Annotated in this window: 1 protein-coding gene; it reads left to right on the top strand. The window is 58.9% G+C overall.

Going from position 1 to position 15,735, the window contains the following annotated elements; all coding sequences use genetic code 11:
* Positions 1 to 54: 54 nt before the first annotated feature.
* Complete coding sequence (locus B0B13_RS07285; RefSeq protein ID WP_076795381.1) at positions 55 to 15,732, top strand: SDR family NAD(P)-dependent oxidoreductase; 15,678 nt, start codon at positions 55 to 57, stop codon at positions 15,730 to 15,732.
* Positions 15,733 to 15,735: the final 3 nt, after the last annotated feature.

Genomic DNA, 15,735 nt, shown 5'->3' with positions numbered 1-15,735 from the left:
CCTTGATATCGCAACTATGAAGAGACGGCAGACGCGTTACCACAGGATTGAAGCATGCTAACAGACGTAAATCAGACTACAGCAACGCTAGCCGGTGAACTCGAAGCGCTGGCGTGCCGCCTACTGGCGACCCAGTTGCACAGGTTGGGGCTACATCGCAGCGAGGATTTGCAACGCCTTGCGCCGCGGCACGGTAACGCCACGCCAGATTACTTTGGCCTCTGGCTAGCCGAAAGCCTAAAGTATGTGGCGGGTGTTGACGTCGGCGACCCTGACTCGTTATGGCAGCAATGGCACGAGCGGCTAGCGAATTGGCGTCAGGATAGTGACTTGGCAGCCAGGGCGCAGTTGCTTGACGCTTGTCTGAAGGATCTGCCATCTGTATTGACTGGTGAGAAGCCGGCGACTAGCGTCCTTTTTCCTGATGGCTCGATGGCGCTGGTGGAAGGGGTATACAAACACAACAGGATCTCCGATTACTTCAATCGAGTCCTGATCGAAGCGGCGTTAGCCTATATCGAAAGTCGTCCTAAAGATGCTGAGCCGTTGCGGATCCTCGAGATTGGTGCAGGCACCGGCGGTACCACGGCAGGGTTGCTGGCTGCGCTGGCGCCATGGCGGGCGCATATCGACGAATATTGCTATACCGATCTGTCCCATGCGTTCCTACAGCATGGTGCTCATGAGTTTGGCCGGGATAACCCGTTTTTACAGACCCGGTTGTTCGACGTCTCCCGTTCTTGCTTGGAGCAGGGGATCGCTACAGATCATTATCATTTGGTGGTGGCGACCAATGTGCTGCATGCCACGCCGGAGATCCGCCAGACTTTGCGCAACGCCAAGGCTGCTTTGCGCAAAGGTGGATTGTTGTTGCTCAACGAAATTAGTGAAGCGTCGTTGTTTACCCACTTGAGCTTCGGCCTGCTAGAAGGTTGGTGGCTCTACCAGGATCGCGCATTGCGTATTCCTGGGTGCCCTGGATTGTCGCCGGCTGGTTGGCAGGCGGTGCTGGAGCAGGAGGGACTTAGCCCGGTTTTGTTTCCCGCCAAACAGGCCCACGGTCTAGGCCAGCAAATCATCGTTGCCCAGAGTGACGGTATTGTGCGCCAACCTATCGCAAAGACGGCGCGACCGAGCGCGCGGCCGTCCATCGCCAGCCAGTGTGATGACGATTCCGACCCGGCGCAGGATCGCATCGCATCGGGTAGTTGGCGGCGGCGGGTGAGCGACTACCTTCGGGAATTGGTGGCGTCAACGCTGAAGATTCCGGCAGACAAAATGAGTTTGTCTCGTCCGCTGGAGGACTACGGGCTAGACTCGATTCTGGTGGTTAGGCTGACCAATGCGTTTAATGAGCAATTCGAAGCGATAGACAGTGCGTTGTTCTTTGAAATGCCGACCTTGGCGGCGCTGACTGAGTACTTTATTCAGCATCGAGAAGACGAGTTGAAAGCCTTGTTGGGGCAGTCCAGCGTTGAACCGAACAAGGGAGCCGCAGCCGTTGTACAGCTCGTGCCGCAGACCCATGCCCAGGCGGCGTTGGAGGCTAATGGCACGCCAGAGAGTGATCACGCCCCGGCGACGGTCGAATTGGCCGCGCAGGACGGCAAAAACAAGATCGCTATTATCGGTCTCGATGGTCGTTATCCCGGCGCAGAGTCGATGACTGCATTTTGGCGTAACCTGGCCGGTGGCCATTGCGCGATCGACGAAATTCCGGCTGATCGTTGGGACTGGCGCCGTTATTTTGATCCGGAGAAGGGAAAGGCCGACCACATCTACACTCGCTGGGGTGGCTTCCTGAAGGGCATTGATCAGTTTGACTCGGCGTTTTTCCGAATCTCCCGCCGCGAAGCTGAGCGGATGGATCCGCAAGAGCGACTTTTCCTTGAAGTGGCCTACCACAGTATCGAAGACGCGGGCTACAACCCGGCAACGTTGTACCAACAGGGTGAGGTTGGGGTGTTTGTCGGGGTCATGAACGGCAGCTATAACCCGATGAGCAACTATTGGTCGATTGCCAATCGGGTGTCCTATCAACTGAATCTACAGGGACCGAGTTTTGTCGTCGATAGCGCCTGTTCGTCATCACTGACAGCGATTCATTTGGCGCTTGAAAGCCTGGCTAACGGCAGTTGTGAGATGGCGATTGCAGGCGGTGTCAACTTGATCGTCAATCCGCACCACTACGTCAATCTGTGCGAGATGATGATGTTATCGCCAGGCGAACGATGCAGTGCCTTTGGCGGTGACGCCGACGGCTTCGTGGATAGTGAAGGGGTGGGCGCGGTGGTGCTCAAGCCGCTAGACAAGGCGATTGCCGATGGCGACCCGATCTACGGGGTGATTCGTGGCAGCGCAATTAACGCCGGTGGCAAGACCAATGGCTATACCGTGCCCAGCGCCGGCGCCCAACAGCGTGTATTAGAAAAAGCGCTGTCGCGCTCAGCAATCGACGCGAGCCGAATTAGTTATATCGAGGCTCATGGCACCGGCACCGCACTGGGCGATCCGATTGAGATCAGCGGCTTGAGTCGAGCTTTTGACAACCGCAACGGCGTGGCTAGTCAGGGGTGTGCCATTGGTTCAGTCAAGAGCAATATCGGCCATTGTGAAAGCGCAGCGGGTATCGCCGGATTAAGCAAGGTGCTGCTGCAATTCAAGCATCGCCAACTGGTGCCGTCGTTGCACGCCGAGCAGCTCAACCCCAAAATCCATTTTGAAGGTACGCCATTTCGCGTGCAGCGACAGTTGACGCCGTGGACAGCCAACGGTGACACGCGGATCGCGGCGATTTCCTCTTTTGGGGCTGGCGGTGCTAACGCGTCACTGATTGTCGAGGAATATAGTGGTGCGGTAGACCAACGACCCGCCGCAGCCGGCCCCTGGTTGATCCTGTTATCGGCTCGCGATCAACAGCGCCTAGCTGAGTCGGTGTCCCGATTACAGGCTTACCTTGACAGTGAAGACGGTCACCAGGTTCAGATAGCCGATCTGGCCTATACACTACAAGTGGGGCGAGAAGCGATGAACGTGCGGCTAGCGCTCATCGTTGATGCCCTTCCAGATCTGCAACGCCGTCTGGGACGGTGGCTCACTGGCGAGCCTATCGACGATGTGTTCCACGGCCATGTCGATCCGTTTGACGAGGCGCTCGACGCGCAGGGGTCCGACGCTGAGTCGCAAAAGCAAATCGACCGTTGGTTGGAACAACGCGAGTTGGCCGAATTGGCGGCGTTGTGGGTGCGTGGCGGTGCAATTGACTGGAATCGGCTCTATGTTGATCGCGCTTGTCGGCCGCCGATGCGGGTGAACTTACCAGGTTATCCGTTCGCCAAAAACAGTTACTGGATGCCCGCTCTGGCGCACCCCGCCCCGTGTCACGGCGGGGGCGAGGTCCAGCGGGCAGATTCATTGCCGTTGCTCGATGGTGAAGTGCTTGCCGACAGCGATTTATCCGATTGCTGTTATTTGCCGCGCTGGCAGCCGCAAGCGGCGGCCGAGCGGGCCACGTTGGCAGGCCCTGGGGCGATTGTGCTCGTGGCGGTGGAGCCACGCGGCGCGGCAACCGGGCTGCTGTTGGAGACACTGGTTGATCATTATCGCGATAGCCGCACGGTGGTGCAGATCGACTGCGGTACGGGAGCGACTGCCGAGTTAGCGGTGGGACGTTGGCGTTGTGGCTACGAGGATCCGCAAGGTTTTGCGCAGATCCTCGCGGCGGTCGGCAAGGTGGCGCAGATTATCGTGATCGGCGCACAAGCGAAGAGCGACGTCACGCCGCTGATGCTAGCCGACAGTGTGCAACACAACGAATTGCCACTGCTCAGCTTGTTTAAGGCATTGCAGCACCATATAGCCGCCGACGCGTGGGTAGATTGTTTCTTGTTGTCGCTGGACCGTTACGCTTTTGCCGGTGAGCAACGAGGGGGCAATCCGCTGGGGGCGGGCATGGCCGGATTGGGTTATGCGATGGCCCAGAGTGATCACCGGGTGCAACTTCGCAACCTGGATATTCGCTCTGTGGAACTAGACACGCGAGACAGTCGGCAGCGGTTGCTGGCGCAAATCTTGGCTGAACCCGCTTCAGAGCGGGGAGAACTGATCAAGCTCAGCCGAGGCGAGCGTTTTGTTCAACAGTTGACGCCATTGGCTCTGCCAGTGAGCGGTGACAGCCGATCAGCGCTAAAGCGTCAAGGAGTCTATGTCATCCTGGGCGGCAGCGGTGTCATCGGTCAGGTGGTGAGTCGCCAGCTGATCGAGCATTATCAGGCGCGCGTGGTCTGGCTGGGGCGCAAGGCCGCTGACAGCCGCGAGGTACAGCAAAGTGTGACGGCGGCCCCTTTCCATGGCCGGGTTGACTATATCCAGGCCGACGCGACGGATCTGTCGCAGTTGCAGCAGGCCGTGGCGCAGATCAAACAACGCTATGGGCGGATCAATGGCGCCGTGTTCTCCGGCATGGTCTTTGACTTTGAAAACAGCATCCAACAGACGTCGGAAACGCAATTTAGGCAAATTCTCGAAATCAAGAGCCGCGGCAGCATCCATTTTTATCAGGCGTTTGCCGAGCAGCCACTCGATTTCCTCTGTTATTTCTCTTCCGGCCAGGGTTTTGCGTTCTCTGGTGCGGCTAAATTGTCAGCTTATGCGTGCGGCATCACTTTTGCCGATGCCTTTGCCGACGCGATTCGCCCAGCGGCGGCTTTCCCGGTCGGCGTGATCAACTGGGGGTTCTGGCGCGCGTCGCTGAAACCGCAGGCGATCAGCCAACACATGGATGCGCTTGGCGATGACGAAGGGTTTGCCTGCTTCAGCCGCTTTGTCGCTAACTTGGCCGGCGGCTCGCTGCCCCGGTTGTTGTGTATCAAGGCTTCGACGGCAGTGCGTCAGTTGATGGCTGTGCCGCAGGGGCGGCAGTACAAGCTGAACCCACTTGCCGTGCCAGCGCAACCCGCGCAGTGCGTCGAGCTGGAGCCCGCCGAGCTTGCCAGGCTGCAGCACATCTTTGATCCTCGGACGCTTGATCAGTCGATCGCTGTATTGCTGTTGATTCAATTGCAGACGCTCGGAATTTTCACCGCATCAGGCCAGCAAAGCGCTGAAGCGTGGCGACGGCAGGCAGGGATCAGCGACAGGTATCGTCGCTGGTGGCACGAATGCTTGGCGATCTTGGTAGAGCATGGCTATCTACAGCAGCAGGGCGAGACCTTCGGCCTGGCAGTACATATTGCCCAAGAGCGCCGCGCAGCGATCTGGGCGGCTTGGCGGGAGCAGCGTGATCGCTACCTGGAAGACCGTGATCGTCGCGCTCAGGTGGCTTTGATCGACGATTGCCTGCAACAGCTACCGCACATTCTGATTGGGCAGATTCAGCCCACGGATCTGCTATTCCCCGACGGTTCGATGGCCAAGGTCGAAGGAATCTACAAACAAAATACGCTGTCAGATTTTTTCAACGATCAACTAGCGGCGGCGGTGACTGATGATGTGCGCCGCCGGATCGAGGCGGATCCCCAGCGGCCGGTGCGTATCCTTGAAATCGGCGCTGGCACGGGGGGCTCCACTGCAAAGCTGCTGCCCGCGCTGCAGCCGTTGGCTGGGCACATCGGTGAGTATTGCTATACCGATATTTCCCGCGCGTTCTTGCAGCATGGCGAGCGCTGTTTCGCGGCTGACCATCCTTACTTCACGACCCGAATTCTGGATATCAGCCAAGCTGTTGACGATAGCAACCCTGCCTCTGTCGGTTACGATATCGTCATTGCCACTAATGTGCTGCATGCGACAGCCAATATGCGCCGCACGCTAGCCCACGCCAAGGCGATGCTACGCGGTGGTGGTCTGCTGGCGTTAAACGAGCTGAACCGCAAAACCACAGCAGCGACTGTGACCTTCGGCCTTCTCGACGGCTGGTGGCTGTACGAAGATGAACCACTGCGGATCCCCGGCTCGCCGTTATTGGCCGATGACAGCTGGACTGAGCTGCTGTGCAGCGAGGGCTTCACGCAGGTCAGTCTGCGGATCAACCACGGGGTCACGCTAGGCCAACAAATCATCACCGCCCATAGTGACGGATTAGTCCTGCAAGACATTGGACAACCCGCCCCAGCCACGTCGGCGCGCCAACCGGAAAACAACGACTCCATGTTAAACGAGCACCATGCAAGCCAGGCCGGACAATGCGAAGATATAGCCGGTAAACTGCAGCAATTGATCATCGATGCTTTGGCCAATACGCTTAAGGCTGACGCACAGAGCATCGCGCTACGCACGCCGTTTTCCGACTATGGCGTGGATTCGATCCTTGGGGTGGGCTTTGTCAAGCATTTGAGTCATCAACTGGGAATCAAGCTCAATAGTGCGGTCTTGTTTGAACAGTCCACGGTGGCTAAGCTGCGGGACTATTTGTTAAACACGTATGGCGAGCCAATCAAACGGACGCTGGCTGAACCGATTGAGGCTCATTCTGCCGTGGCCGTAGCCAACGGCACCTCGAAGATACAGCCGCCGGCAGTCGCTGCCGCGGCAGCGACGATGAGCCCAGTCATGGCCGTTGCGCTAGGCGGCGCGGATCGGCCAACGACTATCGACGCAGCCCCGAGCGTCCATTCGTCGGCGAGCACGGCCGCTAGTGGACGGATTGCGGTGATCGGCATGTCCGGACAGTTTCCTGGCGCGGATCATGTCGATGAGCTGTGGGATAACTTGCTGGCCGGGCACAATAGCGTGCAAGAGCTGCCGGCGCATTATCTTGATCCCCGTGCCTACAGTGCCGATAAGCAGCCAGGCAAGAGTTACTGCAAATGGGCAGGGATACTGAAAAACCGTGACTGCTTCGATCCCCTGTTTTTCAACCTCACGCCTCACGAAGCGGAGTCGATGACGCCGCACCAGCGGTTGGTGATGCAGGAAAGCTGGAAGGCGCTCGAAGACGCGGGTTATAACCCGATGACGCTGGCGGGTCGTGCAATTAGCGTCTACGTTGGCGCGGAGCCCGGCGGTTACCACCACGACTCCTTTACCGGTGGCTCCGAGGCGATTGTAGCTTCCCGACTGTCTTATTTCCTCGACCTGAAAGGGCCGGCGATGGTCGTCAACACCGGTTGCTCTTCGTCTGCCGTGGCGATCCACCAGGCTTGCGAAAGCTTGCGTCACGCAGAAAGCAATATGGCGCTAGCCGGCGGGGTGTACGCGCTGCTGGATCAGCGGGGATTGATTAGCCTGTCGGCGATTGACATGCTCAGTCCCAGCGGCCAATGTCACGCATTCGACGCGGCAGCCGACGGCACGGTGATCTCCGAGGGTGTCGGCATGGTGGTGTTAAAAAGGCTGGAGGATGCCGAGGCCGACGGCGATCCCATCTATGGTGTCATTGAAGCGTCGGCGGTGAACCAGGACGGGGCCAGCAACGGTATTACCGCGCCAAACGGTGACGCCCAGGAGCAGTTGATCCGCGACACCTATCGTAAGTTCGCGATCGACCCATCGCAGATCAGCTATGTTGAGGCCCATGGCACCGGCACCCGGCTCGGTGATCCGGTCGAAGCCAACGCATTGATCCGCGCGTTCCGTCAGTTCACCGCTGCCCAACAATATTGTGTGTTGGGCAGCGCCAAAGCTAACCTCGGCCACGCGGCTGCGGGTGCCGGGGTAATCGGCTTAATCAAGATTCTACTGTCGATGCGGCATCGCAAGCTGCCGGCGATGCCCGGCTTCGAACGGCTCAACCCGTTGATTGAACTGGAGGGCTCGCCGTTTTATATCAACCGCCAAGCGATCGACTGGCAGCCAATGGGCGGCGAACGGCTGCTGTCGGCGCTGAATGCTTTTGGCCATAGTGGCACCAACGCCCACCTGGTCATCGGTGACTACCCACCGAGGCAAGCCGTTGACCGGTGTCCGGCGCCACCGACAGTGAGCCGGATTTTTCCATTGTCAGCCAAAACCGCTGAAAGCTTGCAAGACAATGCCCGGGCGCTGGCGCGTTGGCTGGACAAAAGCGCATCGTCGCAGCAAGGGCTGTTGGTCAATATGGCCTTTACCTTACAGACTGCTAGAGAGCCTATGCGAGTGCGGGCGGCGGCGGTGGCCGACAATGTTCCGCAGCTGCAAGCCCAACTGGCACGGCTGGCCAACGGCGATTTGCCAGTAGCGTTGGCTGACGAAGCTGGGCAACTAGCCACCGAATGGGTCGGCGGAGCCGAGATCGACTGGGCAACGCGGTGGCCGGCCGGATCGGCAATGCGTCTGAACCTGCCGAGTTACCAGTTTGCTAAGGAGCGTTACTGGGTCGATCAAACTGCGCGGTCGGTCATCGCTGCGCAGAGCGTTATTGAAGCGCCGAATGCAATGAGTGAATCAACGGGTGAGGACCTGCCGCAGTCTGCTACGGGTTTGTTCGTTGCACGGCCTGTTTGGCAAGAGCCGGTCGGCGAAAACGTTGATGATGGGGCTGTCCAGGGCTTGCTGTTTTTGGTCGGGTTCAGCAGTGAACAGGTGGCGCAATGGCAATCCTTGTCTACCGCTGCAGCAAGTGCGCTCAGCTGTGAAGTCCTGGCTTCTACCAAGAGCACGCCGGCAGCGCGTTACCAGGAGCTGGCGATTGCGCTGTTACTGCGTCTACAAAAGCTGAGTGGCCGGGTGCACATTGAACTGGCTATTGCCGAGCACGCGCCGGACAGTTTGCTTTACGCGGGCCTCGATGGCTTACTGAAAACGGCTTGCTTGGAACAGCCCACACTCAGCGCGCGTTGCCTGTTGGTCGAGGTTGAAGCGGACAAGCCATTGCCAGCATCACAGATCAGTGAGCTCACGGCGATGCTCTCTGAAACGCACCGTAGCGGCAGTTCGGTATTGCAACGAAGCAGTGCTGACGGTGGCCGTCTGGAGCTGCAATGGCAGGAGCTAGCTGATGATGTTGCGGCGGGCCAACCGATAAACAGGCATGGCGCGACGGCAGGCTGGAAAGATCGGGGCGTCTACCTGATTACCGGCGGCGCGGGTGGTCTGGGGCTGATCTTCGCTAACGCGATCGCTTCGCAGTGCCGCGAGACGACTTTGATCTTGATCGGCCGCTCGACTCTCGACCACCAGCAGCAGGCGCGTCTGCAGCAAGTGCGCGACGCCGGCGCCCAAGTCAGCTACTATCGGGTCGATCTGACCGATGCCGAAGCGCTTGAGCAGTTGATCAATGAAATCTGTGCCAAACATGGCGGCTTGAACGGCGTGCTGCATAGCGCAGGTGTCAATAGGGATCGGCTACTCGCACGCAAGTCTCCCCAGGACATTGCCGAGGTGTTTGCCGCCAAGGTCATCGGCACCGAACTGCTGGATCGAGCTTGCCGTCGGCTTTACCTGGACTTTTTTGTCTTGTTTTCTTCGTGCTCGGCTGTGCTGGGCAGTGTGGGGCAGGCTGACTACGCCGCGGCCAATGCGTTCATGGACCACTTTGCCAGCTTGCGCAACAGATGGGTGGAGCAGGGGCAGCGATTTGGCCATACGATGTCAATCAATTACCCGCTGTGGCGGGATGGTGGCATGCAGATTAGCGCGGCCGATCGGGCAGACATTCGCCGCAAGACCGGGATGGCACCGATGCAGTCTGTCCATGGCGTCAACGCACTACAGCTGGGACTCAATGCCGCACTGGAACGGCTATTAATCATCGAAGGCGATCTGTCGCAGATCCGCGGTCATTTCACCGCTGCGTCAGGCGCTGAAGAGTTGGCCGCGGTGCTGGCTGCGGCTGGCAGCGGCGCGCAAGACTCGGTGACATTGGCCGATGCTACTGTGGATCGTGAGCGGCTGGCCGCCGCTACGCTTGAGCGACTTAAGGCCGTGTTTTGTGAGGTCACCAAGCTGCCGCCCGCGCGTGTCGAGTCTGATGCGCCGCTGGAACAGTACGGTATCGACTCGATTATGATCACCCGGCTCAACAAGGCGCTGGAAGATGCGTTCTCCCGGATGACGTCGCTGCAGCCGGCGGAACGTCAACTGTCGAAAACGCTGTTTTTTGAATACCACAGTCTGGACAAGTTGACCGGCTACCTGGTGGAGCGGCATCATCGCGCTTGCCTGTTGTGGAGCGGCTTGGTCGAAGAGCCAAGCGGCGGGCAAGTTCAGCGTCAAGCTTCGAGCCCATGCGAACCAGCGACCGCCAAGCCGGAAACAACGGTGGTGGAACGGAGGGTAACGGCTGCGGAGCTGCGGGTGGCTGCTGCGGTTGAGCCCATCGCGGTGATCGGCATGAGTGGTCGCTATCCGCAAGCCGCTGACCTCGACGAGTATTGGCGCAACCTCAAGGAAGGACGCGACTGCATCAGCGAAATTCCAGCCAATCGTTGGTCGCTGCAAGATTTTTATGTTGACTCAGTGCAGCAAGCGCTGAAGCAAGGCCGTAGTTACAGTAAGTGGGGCGGCTTTGTTGATGGCTTTGCCGATTTTGATCCGCTGTTTTTCAATATCTCGCCTCGTGAAGCGGTCAACATGGACCCGCAAGAACGGTTGTTCTTGCAATCCTGCTGGCACGCGCTGGAAGACGCTGGCATCACCAAGGCGGATCTGGTCGAACATTACCAAGGCAATGTCGGTGTCTTCGCTGGGATCACCAAAACTGGATACGGCCTCTATGGGCCGGTGTTGCGCGAACAAGGTCATCTAATATTCCCGCGCACCTCGTTTAGCTCGACGGCCAACCGAGTCTCCTATATCCTGGGCTTAAACGGGCCGAGCGAACCGGTGGATACCATGTGTTCATCGTCTTTAACTGCGCTGCACCGCGCCTGCGAAAGCCTGCGTCGCGGTGAGTGTCGAATGGCGTTCGTCGGCGGCGTCAACCTTTATTTGCACCCGTCCAACTATGTCGAGTTATGTGCCGGCCAAATGCTGTCGAAAGACGGTCGCTGTCGCAGCTTTGGAGCAGACGGTAACGGTTTCGTACCCGGCGAGGGTGTCGGCGCTCTGTTGTTGAAGCCCCTGTCGCAGGCGTTAGCGGATAGAGACAACATCCATGCTGTCATCCGTGCCACGGCGGTCAACCATGGTGGTAAGACCAACGGTTACACCGTGCCCAATCCCCAAGCGCAAGCCAAAGTGATTCGCCTGGCGATCGAGCAAGCTGGGCTGCACGCAAGCCAGATTAGCTATATCGAGGCCCATGGCACTGGCACGGAGCTAGGCGACCCGATCGAGGTGAGCGGGCTGAGCCAAGCTTTTGCGATGGACGGCGTCGATCTGGGCCGTTGCGCGCTGGGCTCGGTGAAATCGAATATTGGTCATTTAGAAGGCGCGGCTGGCATCGCCGGCGTCAGCAAGGTGATTCTTCAGCTCAAGCACAAGCAGATTGCGCCGAGCCTGCATGCCGCCAAACTGAATCCCAACTTGACATTGGACGCCACGCCGTTTTATTTGCAACAGGCGTTGGGCGACTGGCAGCCCGCAGCGGAAGGACCGCGCATCGCCGGCGTCTCGTCCTTTGGCGCTGGCGGCGCGAATGCGCATGTGTTGCTGCAGGAGCACAACGAATACCGTGAGCTGCCAAACCATCGTGGCGCTGAGGTGATTCTATTGTCGGCCCGGGACAGCGAGCGTCTGCGCGACTATGCCAAGGCGCTGCTGGCTTATGTTGAAGCCCGGCCGTCTATGTCGGGTGCTGACTTGACCAACTTGGCCTATACGCTGCAAACCGGCCGGGAGAAGATGGCGACGCGGCTTGGCCTGGTGGCTGAGACGCCCGTCGCGCTAGCGATGAAGCTGCGGCAGTTTATCGACAGCGGCGGCCAGGCGGGTGACGGCATCTATGTGGGCGACGTTAAGCGCGAACGGATGGCTACTCAAGCCGATGAGGATTGGGCACCGGTTATCCGTCACTGGGCGGCTAGCGGTAAGTTCGATAAACTGCTGCAATTATGGGTGGACGGCGAGGCGATCGACTGGTCGCTGCTGCATGCTGAACGCCCGGGCCCGCAGCCATACCGGATTAGCTTGCCGGTCTACCCGTTTGCCCGCGAGACCTTCTGGTTGCCCAACAGTGAGTCTCCTGCCCGTGCGCGTTTCGCCAGTGACGAGCGCGAAGTGGCCGAGATAACCCAAGTCCCGGCCCAGACCGCAAACACGATGGAGACGGCGGCTGCGTCGGTGGCGTCAACCGTCTGTGATCGACTGAGCTATGTATCGCGCTGGCAGGCCGATGGGCGACACGATCAGCCACTGATCAGCGAGCACCGTTGCGTCTTGATTGTCGCCTGTGCGTCGGCCGCGGTCGCTGCCGAAGCGATCGCGAGCCAGTACCTCGCCAACGCGGATTTCGTTGACGGCGGCGGCAGGGTCATCCGAGTGGAGCCGGGACAGCTCACCCGTTTGGTGGCCACTGATCACTGGTTGTTGGATGTGGCGGATCCGCAAGCACTGGATTGTTGTCTCGGTGGCTATCCAGCGATCGATTGTTTTTATTTTATCGGTGGCTCAGGCGAGCCAACCGATTGGCAAACGCTGCTCGACAGCCCGCGCTATAACGAGGTCTTGTTGCTCCGGTTGATCAAGTGGCTCAAGCAGCATGGCGGTCGCCAAGCGATTGACAGCTATATCATTAGCCAGAACAACTTTGACGTTGCCGGTGAGCCCGTCAACGCCTTTGGCGGCGGTCTGACTGGCATGGCTTATGCCATTGCTCAGGGCGAGCATCGATTCCGGGTGCGTCATATCGATGTTGACCATCGTGAGCTGGCCGATAGCCGGTGTCTGTCGCAATGGGTGCGTCAGTTGCAAAGTGAGCGCGGGCTGGCGCGTGGTGACGCGTTGTGCCTGCGCGCAGGCCAGCGCTATCGCCGCCGCATCTTCAGCTTGGCCTGGCAGGCCCAGCAGCCAATGCGAGCCAACACAGAGTTTGTCACCCCGGCGCTCAAGCGCGGTGGCGTTTACGTGATCCTCGGCGGTAGCGGTACAGTGGGCGGGATCATCAGTCGCTACCTGCTTGCCGACTACCAAGCCAATGTCATTTGGCTGGGGCGCAGTGGGGCGGATGATCCCAAAGTGCGACGGCGACTGGATCGCTGCTTGAGCCGTGTCGGTCGTGCGGTCGATCCAGCGCAGTTGGCGTACCTCCAGGCTGACGCCAACGATCTGGCATCGTTGCAGCGCGCTGTAGCGCAGATCAAGCAGCGCCACAGCGTAATCAACGGAGCCATTTTCTCTGGTGTGGTCTTCAATCATGAAGATGCCCTTACCCGGATGCCAGAGGCGCAGTTCCACGAGATCTTGGACGTGAAAAGCCGTGGTGGCATTGAGTTCTATCGGGCGTTTGCCAATGAGCCATTAGATTTCATGTGCTACTTCTCGTCGGGGCAGAGCTTTGCCTTCTCCGGTGCAGCTAAATTGGGCGCTTATGCTGCCGGGATCACGTTCTGCGACAGCCTAGTACGCAGCCTGCGGCACCATGCTGCTTTTCCGGTAGGTGCAATCAACTGGGGATTTTGGCTTTCGTCGCTCACGGAGCAACAGGCGGTTGACCCGTCGGCGCAACCGATGAGCCGCCATGCCGGCGCATTGGAAGATCGCGACGGCTTTGAATGTTTCGCCCGCTTTGTTCAGGCACTGAGTCGGGGCCAGCTCGATCACGTTATCTGCATGGCGGCTTCCGCACCTGTGCAGCAATTAATGCAGTTGCAACCGGAGCCCATCGTGCTCGCAGACGGCGGTGATCACGGGCCGCTTGATGGCTTTGAGCGCTACCGCGTTGCCGCTGCACCGTTGCTAGCTGCCCATGACCCCATGCCTTTCGACGAGGCGATGGCCGGCATGACGTTCGTTCAGCTGTGCCGTATGGGACTGTTTGGACAGCCGGGATGCTTCGAAGATAGTGAAGTGATGCGCCGTCAGGCTGGCATTGGCGACAACTATAGTCGCTGGTGGTCAACCTGTATCGATCTGCTGCAACAGCATGGTCTGGTGTTGCGCCGTGGCGCGCAGATTTGCGCCAATGACAGCGCGTTTTCTCAGCAACAACAACTGGCTGAACGCTGGCGTCAACTCAGCGGCGAGTTGAGGGCTTCTGCTCAGCGCAAGGCGCAGGTTGAGCTGGTTGACGCCTGCTTGCAACAGCTTCCGGCGATACTCAGTGGCCGGGTCCAGGCAACCGATGTCATTTTCCCCAAGTCATCGATGGAGAAGGTCGAAGGGGTCTATCGCAACAATGCGTTGTCTGACTACTTCAATCAGGTGGTGGCTGGCGTGGTTCAACAGCACATCGAAGCGCTACTGGCCAAGGATCCCCAATGCCGAATTCGCATCCTTGAGATTGGCGCTGGCACCGGGGGCACCACGTCAATCGTGTTACCGGCGCTACAGCCCTGGCGTGAGCATATCGCCGAATACTGCTACACCGATATGTCCAAGGCATTTTTGATGTATGCCAAAAAAACGTATGGTCCGGCCCATCCTTTCCTCACTTACCAACTGTGGAATGTCGAGCAGTCGCCGGAAGGTCAGGGACTGACGCCAGGTCACTACGATATTGTGATCGCGGCCAACGTGTTGCATGCCACTGGCAGAATTCGCCGTACCCTAAGTCACGCCAACGCGGTATTGCGCCGCGGCGGGATCCTAGTGATGAACGAGATCAGCGACATATCGCTGTTCTCCCATCTCACTTTTGGTTTGCTCAAGGGCTGGTGGCTGTACGAAGACCCTGAGTTGAGAATTCCTGGCACGCCGGCGCTTTATCCAAAAAGCTGGGCCAGCGTGCTGGGCGAAACCGGGTTCTGCGACGTTGCTTTTCCAGCGCAGTGCGCCCATTGCCTCGGCCAGCAAATTATCGTCGCTCAGAGCGATGGTCACGCGTGTGCGACTTCAGCGAATCGCCCAGCGCAGGAGTACAGCAGTCCTGAACTTCAGACTCGCTCCGGTCAGCAGCACAGCGTCGGCGGGGCCGGAAACGGCGACAGCCGTGAGGCACTGACCATAGTAGCGCTTAATGGCTTGGCCAAGACGCTGCAGCTAGAGCCAGAGCGGATCATGGCCGATCAACCGTTTGCCGATTATGGCATCGACTCCATTCTTGGCGTCAGCTTTGTCGGCGATTTAGGTGAAGCGCTAGGGATAGAGCTCAATACCGCATTGCTCTTCGATTACCCGACGCTGGACACTCTGGTTGACTACCTGCTTGGCCAATACCCAGCGGAAAGCGCCCGACTGGCCGGCGGGCAGCGTGGCGATGTTGAGTCTGCGAATGGCCTGGGGTCAGCGCACACGCTTGATCCGGTGGTGACTACTCAGGTAAATGGTGCCTCCCAAGAAGCCGTCGCCGCGCTGGTGGTACAAGGGCTGGCTAGTGCGTTGCAACTCGACGCGGCGCAGATCGATAGCGAGCAGCCGTTTTCTGATTACGGCCTTGACTCAATTCTCGGCGCGAGCTTGGTTGACCAGCTGAACGAAGCCCTTGGCGTCGAGCTGAGCGCGGCGATACTGTTCGACTATCCCACTGTGGCGACGTTATCCACGTACCTTGTTGAAAATCATCGCGCAGAGGTGGTCACTTGGCTAAACGGCATCAATCGAGCCGGCTCGGCAGCGAATGGTGCTCCCCAGCACCGTCAGTTTGAGCCACCGCATCCGTTCCCCAGTGAACTCGAAGAGCAATTTCTATCCGGTGAATTATCCATCGATTCTTTGCTTAGTTTAGTAAGTATTGGTACCGTAGAACGTGACGCTGTTGCAAACCGTTGTACAGCGTAGGGA

The organism is Burkholderia sp. b14 (genome assembly GCF_900156195.1).
GTDB lineage: Bacteria > Pseudomonadota > Gammaproteobacteria > Burkholderiales > Burkholderiaceae > Mycetohabitans.
The sequence above is the reverse complement of the archived record's forward strand: the minus strand, read 5'-3'. Positions and strand labels throughout refer to the sequence as shown.